This window comes from Nocardia sp. NPDC047038 (genome assembly GCF_040644075.1).
Lineage (GTDB): Bacteria > Actinomycetota > Actinomycetes > Mycobacteriales > Mycobacteriaceae > Nocardia > Nocardia sichangensis.
Genome location: NZ_JBEYVQ010000010.1, coordinates 58067 through 79238, shown reverse-complemented (window position 1 = coordinate 79238; position 21172 = coordinate 58067). Strand labels below are relative to the sequence as shown.

Below are 21172 nucleotides of genomic sequence, written 5' to 3'. Positions count from 1 at the left end.
AGATCGGTCCCGGACGAACTGTTCCGTAAGGTCTCGGCGAAGGCCGAACGGCAGTTGCCCGACGCGTTGTTCGGCGGTCCGCCACCGGCTTCCCGCGAATCCGCGGCTACATCCGACGAAGCTTCCGGCGCGGCAGGCGATTCCGGCGGCGGGTCCGAGTCCGGAGAGGAATCCGACTCGGAGGACGACGGATCCGGTGACATCGTCACCAGCGCCGAGCCGCAGGTACACGTCGGCGGCGGCGACGCCTCGCCCGTCGGTGCCGCGAACGACGCTCCGGAACGGATTGCCGAGTCGGCGGAAACGCTCGGCGAATCGATCTCCTCGACGGGGGACGGGTCCACTGCAACGTTCGGCGAACCGGTTGCCCCGGCGGCGGACGGTTCCGCGGCCTCTGCGATCGCGGAATCGGTTGGCACACGGGCGGATGGATTCGCCGGAGCATTCGGCAAATCGGTCGCGGTGACGGACGGGGCCGCGGCCGACACAATCGCCGAATCGGATGCCACGGTGGCGGCTGGGTTCGCAGCGGTGCTCGACGAACCGGTTGTCTCGGCGGGTAATGGGTGCGCTGCGGCGCTCGGCGAACCTGTTACTCCGGCAAGAGAGGGGTCCGCGGCCGACGCGATTTCCGCATCGCCCGCGCCGACAGACGCCGTGATCGAGTCCGCGACGCCCGGATCCGCTGTGCCAGGAGAACCTGAACTCGCTGCGCCCGAGTTCGCCGCTGTCGCTCCGGAATCCGCGGGCGCCGACGAACCCGCCGAAACGCGCGAAGCCGGGCGCCCGGTGCTGCTGGTGATCGCCGACTCCCTGTCCTACTTCGGGCCCAAGGGCGGACTGCCTGCCGACCATCCGCGTATCTGGCCGAACCTCGTTGCGGCCGAACTGGATTGGGACGTCGAATTGGTCGCCCGGATCGGCTGGACCTGCCGCGACGCCTATTGGGCCCTGATCGGCGATCCTCGGGTGTGGGCGGCGGTGCCGCGCGCCGGTGCGGTGGTCTTCGCCGTCGGCGGCATGGACACGCTGCCCTCGCCATTGCCCACCGCGCTGCGCGAACTGATCCGCTATGTGCGCCCGCCCGCGCTGCGCCGCGTCGTCCGCGCCACTTACAACTGGCTGCAGCCCAAGCTGTCGAAACTCGGCAGGCCCGTGGCGCTTCCGCCGAAGGTGAGTGTCGACTATCTGGAACAGTGCCGCACGGCGCTGGCGCAGTTGCGCCCTGACCTGCCGGTCGTCGCGGTGCTGCCCTCGGTGCACAACTGCGAGGCCTACGGCCGCGTGCACTCCGGGCGGCCACGGGCGGTCGAGGCGCTGCGCTCTTGGTCGAACCGGACTTCGGTGCCGCTGGTCGACCTGGGGGAAGCGGTGCGCGACAACATCTTCTCCGGCGAGGCGAATCCGGACGGCATCCACTGGGGCTGGGACGGTCACACGGCGGTGGCCAACGCGATGGTCAAGACCCTGCAGGAGGTTCGGTAGTCCGTGGCAGTCGTGGTCGTCACCGATTCGTCCGCCAGCCTCCCTGCCGAACATGTCGACGAGCTGGATATCGCCGTCGTCCCGCTGCACGTCCTGGTCGGTGACCGGGCGATGCGGGAAGGCGTCGACCCGGTCGAGATCGACTATGCCTCCGACACCGTGACCACTTCGGCCGCCTCGCCCGGCGAGCTGCGGGAGGTGTACGAGCGGGCCTTGGAGCGCAGCGGCGGCGACGGCGTTGTCGCGGTGCACCTTTCCCGGCGGCTGTCGGGCACATGGGAGGCCGGTCGGCAGGCCGTGCGCGACATGGACGCCGCCGACCGCGTCCGGCTGGTCGACTCGCTCGGAGCCGGGTTGGCCACCGGGCTGCCCGTGCTGGCCGCCGCCCGGCGTGCCGAGTCGGGAGCGCCGCTGGACGTGGTGTACGACGCGGCGGTGGCGGCCGCCGCGCGCGCCCGCACGTTCATCCTGGTCAATCGCACCGAGCAATTGCGGCGCGGCGGCAGACTGTCGTCGGCGGCGACGTTCTTCGCCAGCGAGCTGGTCACCAAGCCGCTGCTGCAGATCGTCGAGGGACGGCTGGAGCTGCGGGAGAAGGTCCGGACGCGCTCCAAGGCGTACGCGAAACTCGTCGCCGCGGCAGTCGACGCGGCGGGCGAGGACGGCGCCGCGGTGGCCGTACAGCATCTGGGCGCCGAGGACGCCGCACAGACCATCGCGGGCCAGTTGCGGGAACTCGTTCCCGGCCTGGAAGAACTCATCGTCGCCGAGTTCGGGCCCGCGCTGGCGGTGCATCTCGGGTTGGGGGCGCTCGGCGTGCTCGTCGTCCCCGGCGGGTGTCGCTGAGCGTGTGCGGGTCTTCGGGCGGACAACGATCTCGGTGATCCGAATGCGAGCGCGTCGCCCGGCGTACGGCTAGCGTCGGAGCATGAGTTCCGCGACGCCGCCGGTCCGTCCTCCGCTCACCGTGACCGCCGTGGACTGGGACCATCCGGACGCGGTGACGTTGCGCGCGGAGATGGCGGCCGAGGTCGGGCCGCGCTACGCGCATCTGGCCAGGCAACTGCCCACGAACCCGAACGCGGTGGATTCCGCCACTGTGCACAGCACTTTCGTGGCGTACTCCGATGGTCCGGTGGGTCACGCCGCGCTGCGGTGGAACGGGGAGGAACTCGAGGTCAAGCGGATGTTCGTCCGCCCCGCGCATCGCGGCTCGGGAGCGGCGGCGCTATTGCTCACCGCCGCCGAGGATGCCGCCCGCGCCGCTGGACGCCCCCGATTGATCCTGCAAACCGGTCACCTGCAACCGGAGGCCGTCCGCTTCTACGAACGCAGCGGTTACCACCGAGTTCCGATCTTCTCGCCGTACGAAGTGCTTCCACTGTCGAACTGCTTCGCCAAGGATCTGGGCTGAGGCGGACCAGAGCCACGGCGGGTTCCGGCATAGCCGCCACTGTTCCCCGGCGAGTTGTGCACAGGGCCGCGGTTGTCAACAGGTTCGTCGAATCCGCTGGTCGGACCGGTCTTTTCGGCGTCTGCCCGCACTACCGTCGCGGCCATGTCACGACAGGACGAACGCGAGCGGGTACGGCGGCGATTGGGTGAGCTGACCGCCCGGGTCGGCGCGAGCATGACGGCCGGTGTCGGCACCGGGAAGGCCGGGCCCGATGCGGAGCACGGACCGTCTGGATGGGAGACGGCGCGGTCTGCGCGTAGCGTGCCCGTGGGGGAAACGGGGCAGCCGGATCGTCCGAGCCGCACCGCCATGGCCGCGGCGGCCGTCCCATACCGGGGTCGATCGAGCACGGTCGCACGCCCATCGACTGCGGATGAAAATGCCGCGCGTCCAGTGAGTCTCGGGTGGCAGACGGGCCGGACGCCGCCTGCCGTCCGCCCCGGTCCCCCAGCTGGGGAGACGCGACCCGCACCCGATGCCGGGAAGGTGGTGGATGCCCGCCCCGCCGAATCCGAGGATGACGAAGGCGACCGCCGGCCGGCACCCGTGAGAAACCACTCCGATGGTGCCGCGCAAACCGGTGGGGCCCGGCCCGCGAGCCGTCCTGCTGCCGCGGGGAAATGGGATCTCGTGCGGCTGCCCGGCCATCCCGCGCCCGACCGGGAGTCCGAAGACGATGTCGGCCGAGTTCGGTCGCCCGGCTGGCTGGAGGAGCCGGTGCCCGGCGCGAATCGGCTGCACCGCCTCGTGCCCGAACGGTTCCGGGGTCTGCGGCTCGATCCGGGGCGCTACGGGGTCCGTACGCTCGCGCTTGTCGGCCTTGCCGCGATGGTCGTCGCCGGGGTGGTCGTGTTCCGCGAACGCCCGATCGCTCACACGGTGCCGCCGTTGCCGATCGGACAGAGCGTCGCCTTGGCGACATCCAGTGCTGCCACCACGAGCGCGGCCGGAGCGCCACCGCGGGCAGTCGATCCCGGCCCGCCGACGACGGAATTGGTCGTCAGCGTGGTCGGCCTGGTCCACCGCAGCGGTTTGGTTCGTCTCCCCGACGGTTCGCGTGTCGCCGACGCGCTCGCCGCGGCGGGCGGCCCGAGTGAAGGCGCGGACACCACCGGCCTGAATCTGGCGCAGCGGCTGTCGGATGGCGATCAAGTGCAGGTCGGTCCGGCCGCGCCGAGTTCGGGCGCGTCGCAGCAGGGCAGCGGCACGATCGGCGCAGGCGGGCGCCCATCCACCGGGTCCGCCGCCGCGCCGAGCCGTCCGTCGAGCCCGGCGGGCCGGATCGACCTCAACACTGCCTCCGAAGCCGAACTCGATGCTCTCCCCGGTGTCGGGCCGGTCACCGCACGCGCGATCATCAACTGGCGTACCACCAATGGTCGCTTCAGCACGATCGAGCAACTCGGTGAAGTCGAGGGCATCGGCCCCGCCCGCTTGGCGCGGCTGCGTGATCTGGTGCGGGTATGAACGCCGCCGGGTTGCTCGAACTGGTTCGCCGGAAGCTGGGTGCCGATACGGAATCGTCCATGGCCCGCCCGCGCGCCGGAGCCGTTCGAGGTTCGGGGGAGGGCGTCGCGTCGGAGGAGCCCGGCGTCGTTCAGGCACTCGACGCTCGCCTGCTGCCCGCCGCTTTGTGCTGCTGGGGTGCGACCATCGTGGCGGTGGCGGCAGGGTGGCGGGCCGGGATCGCGCTGGCGATCGCGTTGACGGTCTCGGCCATCGGGTTGTGGGTGTTGCTGTTGTGGGTGACCGCGCACCGCGGCGAACGCCGACGAGCGGTGGCGGTGGTTGCGCTCGCCGCCGTGGTGCTCGGCGCGGGGTTCGCGGCCGCGGCGGCATGGCGGGAACATCGCGTGGCGACCCATCCGCTGCGGGCTTCGTCCGGCCAGTCGGTGCGTGTGGTGGTCATTCCGACAGACGATCCGAAACCGCTGCGCGCCAAGGTCTCCGGCGCGGACCGTCAATGGATGGTCCGGGCGGATCTGCGCGAGTACCGACGCGGCGGGGTGACGGTACGTGCCGGTGGCGCGGTGGTCGTCCTGGCTTCCGGTGCGGAGTGGGGTGACTTGTCGCCGGGCGGGCCGGTCGAGTTCCGGGCCAGGGTGGAACAGCCGCGTCGGTCCGACCTCACCGTCGTCACGCTGCACGCGCAGGACGCGCCCACTGCCGCCGGACCGCTGCCGTGGTGGCAGCGCGCCGCCGATACGGTGCGCGCCGACTTCGCGGCCTCGGCGACGCGAGCCCTGCCGTCCGACGCCGCAGGGCTGCTGCCAGCGCTGGTCGTCGGCGATACCTCGGCGTTGCCCGAACAGGTGCGCGAGGATTTCAAGATCGCTGGGCTGCAACACCTGACAGTGGTCAGCGGCGCGAATTTCACCATCTTGCTCTCGGTGGTGTTGCTCGTCGTACGCCTGCTGACGCTCGGCCCGCGCGGTGCTACGGCCGTCGCCGCCGTGGCGCTGCTGATGTTCATCGTCGTCACTAGGCCGGACCCGAGCGTGCTGCGCGCCGGTGCGATGGGCGCGATCACCCTGCTCGCCGTGCTCACCGGCCGTCGTAAGCAGGCGCTGCCCGCGTTGTGCGCCGCGATCATCGCGTTGCTAGCCCTTTGGCCAGGGCTCGCCGTCGACGCGGGGTTCGCGTTGTCGGTCGTCGCGACGGGTGGCCTGATCCTGTTGGCGCCGAGCTGGGCCGACTGGTTGCGCGCCAGGGGATGGTGGCGGGTGCCCGCCGAGACAGTGGCCGTGTCCGCCGGGGCGTTCGTGGTCACGACGCCGATCATGATCGCGCTCACCGGACAGCTCAGCCTGGTCGCCGTCCTCGCGAACGTGCTGGTCGCGCCCGTCGTCGCGCCGATCACCGTCGCGGGGGCAGCCGGTGCCGCGCTGTCGAGCCTGTGGTCGCCGCCGGCCGACTTGGCGCTGCGCTGCGCGGCACCGCCGCTGTGGTGGCTGTTGTGGGTGGCCCGCCACGCGGCCGCGCTGCCCGGCGCGTCCGTCGCGGTCCCGGGTGGCCTGGCGGGAGGTCTGATCGCGAGTGCCGTCGTGGTGGGCGTGATCGCGGCATTGCGTGTTCGCCCGGTGCGGCGGATCGCCGCCGCGGTCGTGGTCGGCGTCGCGGTGGTCCTGGTCCCGGTGCGGCTCTGGCACCCCGGCTGGCCGCCGACCGGCTGGGTCCTCGTGGCGTGCGACGTCGGCCAAGGTGATGGCCTCGCGCTGTCGGTCGGTCCCGGCGCCGCCGTGGTCATCGATGTCGGGCCGGATCCGCGTCCGATCCGGACCTGCCTGGATCGTTTGCGCGTCTCGCGCATCCCGCTGCTGATCCTCACCCATCCGCACGCGGATCACATCGACGGGCTCGCTGGCGCGCTGCACGGCCGCACGGTCGACGCGATCGCCGTCGGCGTCCACGAGCTCGACGTGCTCGCGCCACCCGCACGCGATCGGTCGACGCCCGAAGCGGGGCTCGGGTGCGCTTCCGTGCCCGCCACCGCACCGGCCGCGGAGGTGCACCGGCTCAGCGGGTTCGCGAAAGGTCATGCCCGGAAAGACCGAATCGTTTCGTTCGGCCGACGAGAAGCGCGAAGCCGGTTGCCGGGCAGCCACGATCGCGCCGCTCCCGTGCTGGGACACGCGCAAATCGATTGTCGGCCAGTCGGATACGGGGTGCGGAGCCAAGCGCGTCCATCGGGTGACGCGCCTGCCGCTGCCTCCGGTCTCACCCAGGTCGCGGCCATCGCCAGGAGCGCGGGAGTGCCGCTGCTGGAATTGTCGGCCGGACATGTTCTGAGTTTCGGGTCGATCGAACTGGAGGTGCTCGCACCGGCCAGGAACGGTCCGCGACCGGTCCGGGGCGCGGAAACCGACGGCGCCAACGACCGTTCGGTGGTCGTCACCGCTCGCACGCCCGCGGGCAGGATTCTGCTCACCGGGGACATCGAGGCCACCGCGCAGCGGGCTCTGATGCACGCCGGAATTCCCATCCAGGCGGAGATCCTCAAACTTCCGCACCACGGATCACGCACCACCACAAAGGAATTCCTCGACGCGGTGCGTCCGCGTTTGGTACTGGTGAGCGTCGGCGCGGACAACACCTTCGGGCATCCCGCCCCCGCCGTCCTCGCGGACTTGTCGGCCCTCGGCGCGACGGTGGTACGCACGGACCTGGACGGCGACATCGTGGTCTCGGCCGGAGGCGGCCACTTGCGTATGACGAGTTCGCGATGACTGGGGATCACGCGTGCCGCGACTACCCCTGGCCGGGGTGAGGTGTCGGTCGTGGACCGTAGGATCGGGCTGTGGACGAGCGCGGCGAATGGAGCAAGGCGGCAGCGCCATCGAGCACGACGCCCTCCGGCGACGAGGAGGCGCCGTCGTGAGCGAGCGGCCCGCGCCCGTGCATTTGGTGCTCGGGGAAGAGGAACTGCTGATCGAGCGGGCGCTGGGCGCGCTCACCGCGCAGGTGAGGGCGTTGGCTCCGGACCCGGACGCGGTGCCGGTCGATCGCCTGCGCGCGGGGGACGCGAGTACCGCGGAGCTGGCCGAACTGCTGAGCCCCTCGTTGTTCGCCGAGGACCGGGTGATCATCCTCGAGGCGGCGGCCGAGGCGGGTAAGGACGCGGTCGCGGTGATCACCGAGGCATCGCAGAGCCCGCCCGAGGGTGTGTTGCTGGTCGTTGTGCACTCCGGTGGCGGACGGGCCAAGGCGCTCGCGCCCGCGCTGCAGAAAGCCGGTGCCGTCACCCACGACTGTGCCAAATTGACCAAGGCCGCCGAGCGCGTCGAGTTCGTGCGCGGTGAGTTCCGCAACGCCGGAGTGCGGGTGTCCGGCGAGGTCGTCCAAGTGGTGCTGGAAGCGGTGGGCTCGGACCTGCGTGAGCTGGCCGCGGCGTGCGGGCAGCTGGCCGCGGACACCGGAGGGAAGATCGATGTCGCGGCCGTGCGCCGCTACTACTCGGGCAAGGCCGAGGTCTCCGGGTTCGACGTGGCCGAGCTCGCGGTGGCCGGGGATCGACCCGGTGCGATGGAGGCGCTTCGCTGGGCGAACGACCGCGGCGTTCCGCATGTCCTGCTCGCCGACGCGCTCGCCGACTCGGTGCACACCATCGCGCGCGTCGGTTCGGCCGGGCGCGGCGACCCGTTCAAGCTGGCCCAGCAGCTCGGCATGCCGCCGTGGAAGGTGAAGAAAGCGCAAGCCCAGGCCCGCAACTGGACCCCCGCGACCATCGGCTCCGCCCTCCAGGTGGTCGCGACCCTCAACGCCGACGTGAAAGGCGGCGCCGCCGACGCGGGCTACGCGCTGGAACACGCCCTTACCCGAATCCTCGATCTGCACGGCGCGAGCTGATCCGGGTCCGGTCGACCCGTTCCAACGCGTTCGCCGGAGCACACGCTTCAGAGGGTTCAGCCTCGGTCCTGGTTCCCGCTGGTTCAACGCCATGCGGGGCTGGTCACCACCCAACTCGGCAGCTACCCATGCAGGGCGGACGGCAGCTCGCCGGAGACCGGCCGCGCCGCCGATCAGGTGCTACCCCATGCGGCGGTGCGGGTCTCGCTTCGCACCGCCGCATCGGATCGACGCTCAGACGCGCCCTTCGATCTTCAGGTCGCCGAAGGTGACGCTCTGGGTCATGGGGCGGTTGAGGAATTCGTGCGGGAATCCGAGATCCACCGCACTGGCCTGTTCCAGCCTGGCGAGCTGGGTGGCGTCGAACTCCACGTCGAGGGCGCCGAGGTTGTCCTCCAGTTGCGCCGCCGTGCGCGCGCCGATGATCGGCGAGGTGACTCCGGGCTCGCGCAGCGTCCAGGCCAGCGCGACCTGCGAGGGTGTCTTGCCGATCTCGTCCGCGACCTGCTTCACGACGTCGGCGATGGCGAGGCCGCGTTCGGTGAGCGAGCCGTTGGCGGCGGCCACGTTCTTGCGGCTGCCTTCGGGCGAACCGTCCGCCTGGTGGTCGAGGTCGGCGCGGCTGTACTTGCCGGTGAGCACACCGCTGGCCAGTGGTGACCACGGAATCACACCGAGGCCCAGTTCGCGCGCCATCGGGATGAGGTCGCGCTCGACGGTCCGCTCGATCAGGCTGTATTCGATCTGCAGCGCGATCAGCGGCGACCAGCCGCGCAGGTCCGCGATGGTCTGCATCCGGGCGATCTGCCAGGCGGGCGCGTCGGAGATGCCGACGTAGAGCACTTTGCCCGAGCGCACCAGATCGTCCATACCGCGCAGGATCTCCTCGACGGGGGTCAGGAAATCCCAGGCGTGCAAGTAGAGCAGGTCGATGTAGTCGGTGTTCAGCCTGCGCAGGCTGGCCTCCACCGAGCCGACCATGCTCTTGCGGTGGTTGCCACCGGAATTCGGGTCACCCGGACGGCGCAGCATGGTGTATTTGGTGGCCAGCACCAAGCTTTCGCGGTTGTCCGCGGTGAATTCGCCGAGCAGTTGCTCGGAGGTGCCGTTGGTGTACTGGTTGGCCGTATCGATGAAGTTGCCGCCGCGCTCGACATAGGTGTCGAAGATCTTGCGGGCTTCGTCCCGGTCCGCGCCCCAGCCCCAATCGGCGCCGAAGGTCATGGTTCCCAGGGACAGGGGTGACACCCGAAGGCCCGAGCGGCCGAGCAGCCGGTAGGTGTCGAGGGTGCGAGCTCCGGACATGTCCAGCTCCTTGTGTTTTCGCGATGTCTCGTTGCCGGAAGCCAGTCTTCAGCGCCGCGCGAGGACCAGTAAGGGAAGCTTCATCCTGGGAAAGCCAGTCCTAGGCAGCCGTAGGATCGACGGTGATGAGCACCGTGCACCCCACACAGCGCCGCGACCTCACCTCCGGTGGCGGCAGCCCGCGTACCCACGCCGGACCCGGGAGCGGCGCGGAGTCGGCCCAGCGCCGCGATCCCAGGCCTGGCAGCGGCAGCCCGCGTAATCACGCCGGACCCGGGAGCGGCGCGGACTCGACCCAGCGCCGCGACCTCGGGTCCAGCGGCGGGAGTTCGCGCACGCGCGCGGGGTCCGGCAGCGGCGCGGATCGAGTGCAGGAGATGGCCGCCTTCTTGCGGGCTCGCCGGGAGCGGCTGACGCCGGAGGATCTCGGCTTGCCGCAGCGCAAGCAGGCGCGCCGGACGCCGGGGCTGCGCCGGGAAGAGGTGGCCGAACTGGCCGGCGTGAGCACCGACTACATCGTGCGGCTGGAGCAGGGGCGGGGCCTGCGGCCGTCGGTGGACGTGCTGAACGCGCTGGCGCGGGCCCTGTGCTTGAACGACGACGAGCGCGCCTACCTGTTCGATCTGGCGCGACAGCGGCAGCCGGACAGCGGCAAGCCGAGCACGGTGCCCGCGCCCGCACTGGCCATGCTGGTGCGCGATCTGTCCCCGCTGCCCGCGATGCTGGTCAACCACCGCTACGACATCCTGGCCTGGAATCGGGAGATGGCGGCGTTGATCACGGACTTCGGCGCGCTGCCGGAGCGGCAGCGCAACTCCATGTGGTTGTGCCTGCTCGACCCGGGCATGCGAGATTTCTATGTCGAGCGGGAGCGCATCATCCGGGAGGGCATCGCGGATCTGCGCGCGGCATGGGCCGCGCATCCGGAGGACCGGGCGCTGGCCGACCTGATCGCCGAGTTCACCGCCCACAGCGCGGAGTTCGAGCAGGCATGGGCCCGCCACGACGTCCGCGTGCAGGGACGGGGGAACAAGCCGCTGCGGCATCCGGTGGTGGGTCCGCTGGTCGTCAGCTACGAGGTGCTCATACCCGTGCAGGATCCCGACCAGCGGATCGTCATCTACCGCGCCGCCGACGCGGACTCCCAGACGGCGCTCGACCGGCTCACCGCCGACCTGGATACGCGGTGACCGGGGCTATTCCGTGGAGGTCAGAATCAGCTCGCCGTCGTCGTCCGCGTCTTCGTAGCGGCCTTCCCACTCCTCGTAGGCGGGCACGTCCTCGTCCCGCGTGACGATCCACTCCAACGAGTAACCGCCGTCGTCGTCGGGAACCAGCACATTCTCGATCTTCAGTCCGAATCCGAGCACCTCGGCCGCGCGGATCACGTCCGGCAGGTCCTCGGCGCGAACGACCGTCTGATTGGCATACACGGTTACCATGCGCGGAATGGTAGCTGGAACCTCCGACACAGCGCGGGCCGAACCTCGAAACAGCAGCTGAAACGGCGTGGGAGCCAGATTGCTGTCCGGGCACGACAAAAGCCGCCGTGGTCATCGAGGCCACGACGGCTGCGTCACACCACGAGTGCGGTACCGGCGCGCGGTACCGGGTGAATCAGAGCTTGTTGTAAGCCAGCGACAGGGCCGACTTCTTGTTGGCGGCCTGGTTGGCGTGGATGACGCCCTTCGAGGCGGCCTTGTCCAGCTTCCGGCTGGCGAACTGAAGGCGCGCGGCGGCGGCTTCCTTGTCACCGGCGGCAGCGGCCTCGCGGAAGCTGCGGATGGCGGTGCGCAGCGCGGACTTGACCGACTGGTTGCGCTTGCGCGCTTCCTCGTTGGTGCGGATCCGCTTCAGCTGGGACTTGATGTTGGCCACGCCGGTTCCTCGTGTTCCTGTCTGGTAGGTCTGTCCTGGGAAAGTTCGTCGAGCGCGCGACATACCCGAATGGAACGGGTAACGCAGCGCCGAAGGTCGAGGTTACCAGTCACCGTTCGGCACGCGAAATCCGACACCGGGCCCGCCCCGGTCGATACCGGACACGGCACCGCGCCGGCTTGCCTGGCGACCGGCGAGTTCCACCCGCGATCCGGCTGCGGGGATCGGCACGACGGTCTCCGGGCGAGAGTACGCCCGCGTCGAGGCGTGGCCCGGCGCGTGGTCGGGCTCACGGCCCGGCCGGCGCACGCAGGCGCCGAGCAGCACGTGTCCGTCGGGGTGGGCCGTCGCTACGCGATACGCCGCCGCTGAAGGGCCTCTTGTCGGGCGGCGGTTCGACCGGCCCCGAAGTCGTTGTAGAGATCACACGACTCGCGTAGCGTCCTCCTAGCAACCGTTGCTTTCGAGCGGCTGGCGTTGCCGAAGCGGCACCACGACTCGTCCGAGTACATGTCTGGAACGCGGAAGGTGGACAGATGTCTCCAACGGCCCAGGAAGTAGTCGAAGAGGCTGTCGAGAACAAACCGGTTCCCGAGAGCAAGAAATGGGGCGCGGAGGCGCTCGGCACCTTCGTCCTGGTGATCGGCGGTGTCGGCACCGCGGTGCTGGCGGGGGAGAAGGTCGGTCCGCTGGGCATCGCGCTCGCTTTCGGCCTGTCGCTGATGTTTCTCGTCTATTCGATCGGGCCGATTTCGGGCTGCCACGTGAACCCGGCGGTGACCGTGGGGCATCTGCTGCTCGGCCGGATCAGCGGCGTGTCCGCGGCGGGGTACGTGATCTCGCAGCTGATCGGCGGGCTCCTCGCCGGTCTCGTGTTGTTCGCGCTGGCCAAGAACCTGCCGTCGTACGACCGGTCGGTCGACGGCCTCGCCGCGAACGGGTGGGGCAAGCACAGTCCCTCGGCGATTCGGGGGCCGCTGGGTGAGGTGGTGGTGCAGAACGGGTTCGGCATCGCCGCCACGATCATCGTCGAGGTGATGCTCACGGCGCTGCTGGTCTTCGTCGTGCTGTCCTCCACCGATCAGCTCTCCGACGTGCCGCTGGCCGGCCTGTCCATCGGCGCCACGCTGGCGGTGATCAACCTGGTGGCGATTCCGGTGGACTACGCCTCGGTGAACCCGGCACGCAGCCTCGCCGTGGCGCCCTACCAGGACGGCGCGATGGGGCAGGTCTGGGCGTTCATCGTGTTCCCGCTGATCGGCGGCGCACTCGGCGCGCTGCTGTACGGCCTGCTGTTCGGCCGTTCCCGCGAAATGATCTCCTGACGAGGGCGTTCGGCCCCGGTCAGTCGGCCGGGGTCGATCACTGTGGCTGGGCGGTCAGCTCGCGGTGCGCTCCTGCGGTGCGGTGCACACCAAGGTGACCAGCGCCGGGATCGGGAAGAGCAGCAGGAAGAGGTTGGGCACCCACCACAGCGGACTGAAATCGCCGCGCAGTGTCCAGAACGCGATGGCTTGCAGCCCCGCCACGCTGGTCAGGGTCAGCGAGACGGTCATCAGGGTGCGCCAACCGGGCGAGCGGCACAGGCTCGCCAAGCCGGTGGCGCTCGCGGCGAGGTCGAGTACGACGAACGAGTAGTTCCAGTCGCTGAGGATCGGGTCGGTGTAATCCTTGTACGCCCATTCGGGCGGAATCACCTGGGCGAACGCGATCGCCCAGTAGAGCAGGAAACCGACGTCGGTGATCAGCATGGCGATCTTGGTCGGTCCGAGCACGCGTGCCATGGTCCGCCTCAGTGCCAGGCGTATTCGGCGCAGAGCCGGTGGGCGACCAGATCGAAGGTCTTGCGGGGCAGGATCGCGCCCTCGCGGCGGATGCCCGCCTCCGGCACGTCGAGCACCCGATCGAGCCGCACCCAGCTAGGGCGGTTGTCGTGGTCCCAGGACCCGCTGCCGATGCCGATCCAGTTGCGGTCGTAGGCGCGTTCCGGGTTCGACGACAGCATCAGCCCCAGCAGCGTGCGACGGTCCCGGCCCACCACCAGCACCGGCCGGTCCTTGCCGTTGCTCGGATCCTCTTCGAACGGCACCCAGGTCCAGACGATCTCCCCGGGATCGGCACGGCCGTCCAGTTGCGGCGAGTAGACGATCTGCCGCGCCCGCTCGGCGGTCGGGACCGGCGTCGACGCGGCGGGCCGCACCGTGACGCCCACGGCCGTGCGCCGCTGGGCCAGCGACCACACCAGCCGGTCGACCAGCCGGGGACCCTGCTGCTTGACGATCTTGGGCCCCTGTTGCTTAGCGATGAGACCGATCTGCTTGCCGAGGGTGTTCCAACTTCGGGCCATCCCAGGAGAATAACGGCGCACCCGCCGCTTCTCACCCGCGTGGGAACCGTTGTGTCGCGGGGGCCATTCGTCTGCGAGCGAGCTATGGAAGCGGATGTGCCCGCCGATCCGGGACCGATCGGACATGTCCGGCTCCCTGCCCCGCTGGCAAGGTACGCCGAGACCGAGCGCGGTGAACGCAGCGGAGGACGGCGCGGCGCGCCCGACGGTGGCGACGGTGCGGGCGGTGACATCTTCGAAGCGTGGCCTCAGCGCATTCTTCGCGCAATGCGCAGGCAGACAGTAATCGCTGACCATGAGCGGGCGCGCAGGGCGCAGCATCGCACCGCGACCGTGCGCGGCGCACTTCATGTCCGACTGCCCGAAGCGTCTGCGACGTATCCACTGGCTCATCCCCAGCCGTCACCGGCTCAGCCGCGTCCGTCCATTCGCCCCGGGTAAAGGAAGGATCCGCAGCTCGATCACGCTATCGACCCGCCAGGGTGCGAGTCTTACGAGCACCGTTCGCGGCCCGGCTCGTGTCCGAGTGGGCGCAGCGCATGCGACGTAGTCGCGAGTCTCGCCCGCTCGGGCGCGAGCCATGAGGGGGCCGCGAACACGCAGCGCCGAAGGCGCTGCAAAAACTGGCAGAGCACCATGGGACGATAGACGGCAGTTTGCCGATACCCATGAGGAGTGGAGTGCCCGCCAGCTTCGCCGACACGACGTTCACCGATCCCGCCCGGATCCGGAACTTCTGCATCATCGCGCACATCGACCACGGCAAGTCGACGCTGGCCGACCGGATGCTGCAACTGACCGGTGTGGTCGAAGAGCGGCAGATGCGTGCGCAGTATCTGGACCGGATGGATATCGAGCGCGAGCGCGGCATCACCATCAAGGCCCAGAACGTGCGGCTGCCCTGGACGCCCCGGACGGGGGAGCACGCGGGCACCGATTTCGTGCTGCACCTCATCGACACACCCGGCCACGTCGACTTCACCTACGAGGTGTCGCGCGCCCTGGAGGCGTGCGAGGGCGCGATCCTGCTGGTCGACGCCGCGCAGGGCATCGAGGCGCAGACGCTGGCCAACCTGTACCTGGCGCTGGAGAAGGATCTGACGATCATCCCGGTGCTGAACAAGATCGACCTGCCCGCCGCGGACCCGGAGCGCTACGCCGCCGAGCTGGCGCACATCGTCGGCTGCGATCCGTCGGACGTGCTGCGCGTCTCCGGCAAGACGGGCGAGGGCGTGGCCGATCTGCTCGACCAGGTGATCGCCCAGGTGCCGCCGCCGGTCGGCGAGGCGGACGCGCCCGCCCGCGCGATGATCTTCGACTCGGTCTACGACACCTACCGCGGCGTGGTCACCTACGTCCGTGTGGTGGACGGCAAGCTGACTCCGCGCGAGAAGATCAAGATGATGTCCACCGGCGCGACCCACGAGCTGCTGGAGATCGGCATCGTCTCGCCCGAGCCGAAACCGACCCAGGGGCTCGGCGTCGGCGAGGTCGGCTACCTGATCACCGGCGTGAAGGACGTGCGCCAATCCAAGGTCGGCGACACGGTGACCGGCGCGCGCGGCGGCGCGACCGAACCGCTCACCGGCTATCGCGAGCCGCGCCCGATGGTGTACTCCGGCCTCTATCCGGTGGACGGCTCCGACTACCCGGACCTGCGCGACGCGTTGGAGAAGTTGCAGCTCAACGACGCCGCCCTGACCTACACGCCGGAGACCTCGGTCGCGCTCGGGTTCGGCTTCCGCTGCGGCTTCCTCGGCCTGCTGCACATGGAGATCACGCGCGAACGCCTGCAGCGCGAGTTCGACCTCGACCTCATCTCGACGGCCCCGAACGTGGTGTACCGGGTGGAGATGGAGGACGGCGTCGAGCACGTCGTCACCAATCCCTCGTACTGGCCCGAAGGCAAGGTTCGCAATGTCTACGAGCCGGTGGTGAAGTGCACCATCATCGCGCCGAGCGAGTTCATCGGCTCGATCATGGAGCTGTGCCAGTCCCGCCGCGGCGAGCTCGGCGGCATGGACTACCTGTCCGAGACCCGCGTCGAGCTGCGCTACACCATGCCGATGGCGGAGATCATCTTCGACTTCTTCGATTCGCTGAAGTCACGCACCCGCGGTTACGCGAGCCTCGACTACGAGGAGGCGGGCGAGCAGGAATCGCAGCTGGTGAAGGTGGACATCCTGTTGCAGGGCGAGGCGGTGGACGCGTTCAGCGCGATCGTGCACCGCGACGCCGCCCAGGCCTACGGCCACAAGATGACCACCAAGCTGCGCGAGCTGATTCCCCGCCAGCAGTTCGAGGTGCCCATCCAGGCCGCGATCGGGTCGAAGATCATCGCCCGCGAGAACATCCGCGCCATCCGCAAGGACGTGCTGGCCAAGTGCTACGGCGGTGACATCAGCCGCAAGCGCAAGCTGCTGGAGAAGCAGAAGGAAGGCAAGAAGCGGATGAAGACGATCGGCCGCGTCGACGTCCCGCAGGAAGCCTTCGTGGCCGCGCTGTCCTCGGACGCCGCTTCGGACAAGCCGAAGGACAAGAAGTAGGCGGCTAGCCCGCCGCGCGCAGCCGTACGCGCAGGCGGGCGCCGCCCATCGGGCTCTCGTCGAGTTCGGCGGTGCCGGAATGCAATTCGGCTTGCTGACGGACCAGGGCCAGGCCGAGGCCCGAGCCGGGGGAACCGGGGCCCTTGACGAAGCGGTCGAAGGCGTCGCCGCGCAACGCCTCGGGGACGCCGCGACCGTCGTCGTCCACATAGATCTCCACGATGTCCTCCGGGCCGGATCGTGCGCTGACGGTGACGGTTCCGGCCTTGCCGTGTTGCACGGCGTTGGCGACGGCATTCGTGACGATGAGCATGACGCCGCCCGGTAGACCGGTCACCGTGATCGGTGGGCATTCGGCGAGTACGACCCGCACCCCGGGATGCCCGCGCCGCGCGTCGTGCACCGCGCGGTCGAGGGTGTCGCAGAGGTCGAACGGCTCGAAGACGTCCGGTTCGGTGAGTTCGCCGACCGCGAGGCGTTCCAGATCGGTCAGCGTGTTCTCGATCTGCCGCTCGGCGAAGAGGATCTCGGACAGGATCACGCCGCGCTGCTGTTCCGGAATCTCTTTGGTGGCAAGTACTTGCAGGTCGGTGCGCAACGCGGTGAGCGGCGTGCGCAACTCGTGCGCGCAGACCGCGGCGAAGTCGCGTGCGCCGGTCAGCGCCCGTTGGGTGGCGCGGTGGGCGGCTTCCAGCCGGGCGAGCATGCGGGTGATCGCGTCGGAGAGTTCCTCGGCTTCCCGCGCGCCGCGGCCGGACAGCGGCGGCAGTTTCTCCAACGTGTCGATGCGGTGGGTGGCGTCGGCGAGACGACGCAACGGGCGTGCGGCGAACCCGGCCAGGAACCAGCCGAGCAGGGCGGCCAGCAACGCGCCCGCCACGCCGATGCCGAGCCCGATGCGCTGGCTGCGATGTATAGCCGCCTCCACGACGTCGCGGTCGGGATCGAGCGCGACCAGCACGCCGGGCAGCCCGTCGACCCGGGCGATCGCCGCGTCGGCGGGCGCCACGGGTCCGCGCGCGTCGGCGGACCCCTGCTCGGGAGACAGCGTGGCCGCGGACGGCGGAACAGGTTGCGCGGGCGCGGCTTCACGCGGCGCGGCGACCCGCACCGCCATCGACGAGACGGTCTCGTCCAGCTGACGTTCACCGGTGGCGCCGAGCAGGGTGGCGAAAGTGATCGTCAAGGTGAGCGCGACCAGTGCCGCGACCACCCCCGACACGACCGCTACCCGGGTGCGCAGCGACGGCGATCCGCTCATGGTTCCTCCCGGAGGACGAAGCCGACGCCGCGCACGGTGTGGAGTACCCGGGGCACGCCGTCCGCCTCCAGCTTGCGCCGCAGGTAGGAGACGAAGACGTCGACGACATTGGTGTCGGTGGGGAAGTCGTAACCCCACACTGCGGACAGGATCTGCTCGCGGTCGAGCACGATCCCGATGTGCTCGGCGAGCAGAGCGAGCACCTCGAATTCACGTTTCGTCAACTCCACCGGCCTGCCCCCGGCCAGCACGCGGCGTCCGGCGGGGTCGATCCGCACCTGCCCGACCGTGCGCGCCTGGTCGGGGCGGTCCAGCGGTTTACGCCTGCGTCGCAGCAGCGCGTTCAACCGCGCGACCAGCTCGCCGAGATCGAACGGCTTGGTGAGGTAGTCGTCGGCTCCGCGTTCCAGGCAGGCGATCCGGTCGCTGACCGCGGTGCGCGCGCTGAGCACACAGATCGGGATGTCGTCGCCCATCGCCCGCAGCGCGGTGACCACGCCGACACCGTCGAGTTCGGGCATGTTGACGTCGAGCACCATCGCGTCGGGCGTGGTGGCGCGGACCATGCTCAGGGCCTCGGCGCCGTCGGTCGCGGTGACGACCTCGAAATCGGAGAGCTCCAGTCCCCGCCGCAGCGACGCGAGGACGCGAACCTCGTCGTCCACGACCAAGATTCGATGTCCGGCCATGAGGTCAATCTAATCCCACAGTCTGAGATCGTGGTGTCGGCTGCGCCCGCGGTGCGCGATGCGCGGGACCGGAAAGTGAGGCATTGGCCACGGCGCAAACTTGTAACGGACGTGTCGGACGGTGTGCAGACGCGGATCGTCGCGATGCGGCCGAGTGGAAGTCGATCTGGGCCGATAGTCGTCCGGTAGATGCGTTCGCGTTGCGGCCAACTCGGCGTCCATGCCGCCGAACGGCTGATTCGTCGAATTCCTCGATGGAGAGCAAATCCTCGGCACTCCGTCGGCAACTCTCAGAGTTCCTTCAGTTCTTGCCGCCGCGCACTCGCCACGTTTCGATCAGGCCTGGTGACGGTGTCTATTCGAGACTGTGCGCGGTCGGGGAGGCCGCCGGAAATGGGGCTTCCGATCCGGCAAATCGGATGGCAGGGTTGTGTTGCCCGCCACAGTCGCATTCTCTCCAGGTCTGGAGAATGTGACAGGGGAGTATTCCCGAAATACTGTTGGGTGATCTTCACTCTCGGTCGGACCGGCGTGGTGAGGATGCTGGACAACCGAGAGTGGAGCTTTTATGACGCGTGATCTGCCCTTCGACGGCGACACCGAAGAGGCCGACCGCGCGGGCGACACCGCCTACCGTGTGGCCACCGGCGTCGCACGGGTCGCGCGGGCGGGCGCCTATGTCACCGGCGGCGCGCTGGTGGCCGCCAATGGCGGCGGCGTCCCCGCACAGCCCGGCGAATCCCGTCTGGACAGCTGGCACACCGGCTGGGCGCACAGCACCGATCCCGATCCCGACCAGCCGAGCCCGGTGATCACCTTCCCTGACCCGGTCGTCGAGCCCGCGCCGTTCTCGCATGGCTCGAATGTCCCGGTGGCGCACGGAAACTTGGTGCCAGGACCGGGCAATCCCGCGCCCGGGTTCGCCCTCCCCGGCACCGGCGCGGGCCCCGCCGGGTCGCTGCCCACGCTCCCCGGCGAGTACAGCGGCACCGACGCCGGCATGCCACTGCCGACGCTGGCCGGCGAGTCCGGCGCGCAGCAGGGGATGCAGCTGCCGACGCTGCCCGGCGAGTCGGGCGGCCACGGGACGCAGCTGCCCGGACACTCCGGCGGCGGCGTCCCCGGGCTCGGCGGGATCCCCGGCATGGACGGGGATGCCGGGAGCGGACTGTCCATCCCGGGGACCGACGGTCACGTGTCCAACGGTTTCTCGCTGCCCGGCGTCCGGTCCGACGCCGCGAACGATCTCGACGCGCCCGGCGGGCACGGGTTCGGCCTGCCCGGCCACGGACTCGGCCAAGCCGGGCACGGCTTCGGCCTGCCCGGCGCGAACGGCTTCACCGCGCCCGGCTCCACCGTCTTCGACCTGCCCGGCAACAGCGGTGCCGGTGCGGCGCACGCGGCGGGCGATCCGTTCGACGGCGTCGGTCAGGGCGGCGATCTCGGGATGTTCGTCGGCACCCAGTGGTCGGTCGACTTCGGGGTCGGCCCGAACGGGATCTACTTCACCTCCGAGATGAAGGTCGACGGCGCCGTCGGGCACGTCGGCGATCAGCTCGACGAATTCACCGACTATCTGGCCGACGGCATCCATCTGCCGGACGGCACCGCCAGCGCGGCCGCCCAGCCGAACGCGCTGAGCCAAGGCCCTTCCGGACTGCTCGGTGGGCTCACGTCATCGGGCGCGTCCGCCACGCAGTCGTCGGCGGCCTCCGGCGTCGCGCAGTCCGCGTCGGCGGCCGGTGCGCCGACGGCATCGAGCGTCGCGCAGCCGCTGGCGGCCTCGGCGTCCGTCGCCCCCGTGAGCGCGGTCGCGCCGGTGGCCCCCGCCGCTACGGCGCCCGCGCCCGCACCCGCGGCGGTCGCCGCGGCACCGGTGGTCGCGGCCACCCCGCTGCAGACCACGATCCAGCCCGACGCCGCCTCGACCCCGATCGCGAATGTGTTCGCCGCTCCGGAGGGCCCGTCCGTGCTGACCGCTCCCGCGGCGGCCGTCCCCGCGCTGTTCGACGCGGTACGGCCTGCGCCCGTGGTGAAGCCGGCCCCCGGGACCGACCCGCATCCGTCCCACCCGACCCAGTCGCCCGCGTCGACCGTCACCGCGCCGACGACGATCGTCAAGACCACGCCGACGCCGAGCGTTCCCGGCGACGTGACCGTCCCGTCCGCGCCGAAGACGCCGGATCACGACGTCACGAAGCTCCCGGGCGCCACCACGGTGCCGCACGGGGGCGTCACCACCGCTCCGGACGTGCCGACCACCAAGGTCCCTGGCGCGACGGTCACCCAGACCCCGGCGCCGACGCATGCGCCGACCACCCCGGGTGACGACGCGACCTCGCCGGGTGGCGTCACGGGTCGCCCGAGCACCGGTGGCACCTCCAACAGCACTTACCCGACCAACGACGTGCCGACCCACGAACTGCCCACCGGCGACGTACCGACGGTGAGCAGGCCTTCGCAGCCGACGTACGAGGCGCCGGACCAGCCCACCTACAGCGCCCCCGCACAGGCGCCCACCGTCGAGCCGCACGCCCCGTCCGCGCCGACCTACACCGCCCCCGTACCCACCCAGGCGCCGATCAAGCCGCAGGTGATCGACCCGAAGCCGCACGGCATCTCGGCGCCGCTGGCGCTCGACCACCCGGCCGACACCGTCTACCCCGTCGCCGACTACACCTACGACCACTCCGCACTGGCGCTGTCCTCGGGTGGCAGCCTCTCGGGTGCGCTGCTGCCGGAGTCGGGCATAGTGGAAACGCACCATTACGTGTCCGATGTGTCGGACATCTCCCTGATCTAGCAGGGGCGTAGCGGGTTCCGACGACTGCGGAGTGGTCGCAGGGCGCACCTGAACGA

General features: G+C 70.2%; 17 protein-coding genes and 1 pseudogene. 11 read left to right on the top strand and 7 right to left on the bottom strand.

Going from position 1 to position 21172, the window contains the following annotated elements; translation table 11 throughout:
• Window positions 1–789 precede the first annotated feature (789 nt).
• The 6 genes from octT (at window position 790) to holA (ending at window position 8287) form a co-directional block, all read left to right on the top strand.
• Window positions 790–1485, top strand: coding sequence for a diglucosylglycerate octanoyltransferase (gene octT / locus ABZ824_RS27830; RefSeq protein ID WP_355072959.1), 696 nt, complete (start codon window positions 790–792; stop codon window positions 1483–1485).
• A 3-nt stretch (window positions 1486–1488) separates the two neighbouring features.
• Complete coding sequence (locus ABZ824_RS27825) at window positions 1489–2331, top strand: DegV family protein (protein WP_355072350.1); 843 nt, start codon at window positions 1489–1491, stop codon at window positions 2329–2331.
• Window positions 2332–2413: 82 nt separating this feature from the next.
• Entirely contained in the window at window positions 2414–2899 is a 486-nt protein-coding gene (locus ABZ824_RS27820; protein ID WP_356966440.1) for a GNAT family N-acetyltransferase, read from the top strand.
• 672 nt (window positions 2900–3571) lie between these two features.
• Complete coding sequence (locus ABZ824_RS27815) at window positions 3572–4408, top strand: helix-hairpin-helix domain-containing protein (RefSeq protein WP_356966438.1); 837 nt, start codon at window positions 3572–3574, stop codon at window positions 4406–4408.
• The gene (locus ABZ824_RS27810; protein ID WP_356966436.1) at window positions 4405–7167 is read left to right on the top strand and encodes a ComEC/Rec2 family competence protein; all 2763 of its coding nucleotides are present in this window, start codon (window positions 4405–4407) and stop codon (window positions 7165–7167) included. Before ABZ824_RS27815 ends, ABZ824_RS27810 begins: the two co-directional genes overlap by 4 nt.
• A gap of 148 nt (window positions 7168–7315) precedes the next feature.
• Window positions 7316–8287 carry a DNA polymerase III subunit delta gene (gene holA, locus ABZ824_RS27805; protein WP_355072358.1) on the top strand — a complete coding sequence of 324 codons (972 nt, stop codon included), beginning with the start codon at window positions 7316–7318 and terminating at the stop codon, window positions 8285–8287.
• Between the two features lie 234 nt (window positions 8288–8521).
• On the opposite strand, the gene ABZ824_RS27800 is transcribed toward holA, so the two are convergent.
• Window positions 8522–9592: an aldo/keto reductase gene (locus tag ABZ824_RS27800; protein WP_356966433.1), complete on the bottom strand. Its 1071-nt coding sequence runs from the start codon at window positions 9590–9592 to the stop codon at window positions 8522–8524.
• Window positions 9593–9717: 125 nt separating this feature from the next.
• Here ABZ824_RS27800 and ABZ824_RS27795 point away from each other — a divergent pair, with 125 nt between their 5' ends.
• A complete protein-coding gene (locus tag ABZ824_RS27795) occupies window positions 9718–10782 on the top strand; it encodes a helix-turn-helix domain-containing protein (protein WP_356966431.1) in 1065 nt (354 codons plus the stop codon).
• A gap of 6 nt (window positions 10783–10788) precedes the next feature.
• Here the strand turns inward: ABZ824_RS27795 and ABZ824_RS27790 are convergent, their stop codons facing one another.
• Both ABZ824_RS27790 and rpsT read right to left on the bottom strand, forming a co-directional pair.
• Complete coding sequence (locus tag ABZ824_RS27790; protein WP_355072363.1) at window positions 10789–11034, bottom strand: hypothetical protein; 246 nt, start codon at window positions 11032–11034, stop codon at window positions 10789–10791.
• A gap of 175 nt (window positions 11035–11209) precedes the next feature.
• Window positions 11210–11470, bottom strand: a complete 261-nt coding sequence (gene rpsT, locus ABZ824_RS27785; protein WP_355072365.1) for a 30S ribosomal protein S20 — start codon at window positions 11468–11470, stop codon at window positions 11210–11212.
• A 189-nt stretch (window positions 11471–11659) separates the two neighbouring features.
• Here rpsT and ABZ824_RS27780 point away from each other — a divergent pair.
• Together ABZ824_RS27780 and ABZ824_RS27775 are read left to right on the top strand one after the other, a co-directional pair.
• Window positions 11660–11910 (top strand): annotated as a pseudogene (locus tag ABZ824_RS27780) (transglutaminase family protein); the annotation flags it as partial.
• Window positions 11911–12006: 96 nt separating this feature from the next.
• A complete protein-coding gene (locus tag ABZ824_RS27775; protein ID WP_355072367.1) occupies window positions 12007–12795 on the top strand; it encodes an aquaporin in 789 nt (262 codons plus the stop codon).
• Between the two features lie 54 nt (window positions 12796–12849).
• Here the strand turns inward: ABZ824_RS27775 and ABZ824_RS27770 are convergent, their stop codons facing one another.
• Both ABZ824_RS27770 and ABZ824_RS27765 read right to left on the bottom strand, forming a co-directional pair.
• Window positions 12850–13245 (bottom strand): DUF5360 family protein, encoded by a 396-nt coding sequence (locus ABZ824_RS27770; protein WP_356966429.1) that lies wholly within the window; start codon window positions 13243–13245, stop codon window positions 12850–12852.
• A gap of 17 nt (window positions 13246–13262) precedes the next feature.
• Complete coding sequence (locus tag ABZ824_RS27765; RefSeq protein WP_356966427.1) at window positions 13263–13817, bottom strand: type II toxin-antitoxin system PemK/MazF family toxin; 555 nt, start codon at window positions 13815–13817, stop codon at window positions 13263–13265.
• A 668-nt stretch (window positions 13818–14485) separates the two neighbouring features.
• Here ABZ824_RS27765 and lepA point away from each other — a divergent pair.
• Window positions 14486–16363 (top strand): translation elongation factor 4, encoded by a 1878-nt coding sequence (gene lepA, locus ABZ824_RS27760; protein WP_355072372.1) that lies wholly within the window; start codon window positions 14486–14488, stop codon window positions 16361–16363.
• Between the two features lie 4 nt (window positions 16364–16367).
• On the opposite strand, the gene ABZ824_RS27755 is transcribed toward lepA, so the two are convergent.
• Window positions 16368–17624 carry a HAMP domain-containing sensor histidine kinase gene (locus tag ABZ824_RS27755; RefSeq protein WP_356966425.1) on the bottom strand — a complete coding sequence of 419 codons (1257 nt, stop codon included), beginning with the start codon at window positions 17622–17624 and terminating at the stop codon, window positions 16368–16370.
• Entirely contained in the window at window positions 17621–18313 is a 693-nt protein-coding gene (locus tag ABZ824_RS27750; protein WP_355072375.1) for a response regulator transcription factor, read from the bottom strand. Before ABZ824_RS27750 ends, ABZ824_RS27755 begins: the two co-directional genes overlap by 4 nt.
• Window positions 18314–18881: 568 nt before the next feature.
• On the opposite strand from ABZ824_RS27750, the gene ABZ824_RS27745 reads away from it, so the two are divergent.
• Window positions 18882–21116 carry a hypothetical protein gene (locus ABZ824_RS27745; protein WP_356966423.1) on the top strand — a complete coding sequence of 745 codons (2235 nt, stop codon included), beginning with the start codon at window positions 18882–18884 and terminating at the stop codon, window positions 21114–21116.
• Window positions 21117–21172: the final 56 nt, after the last annotated feature.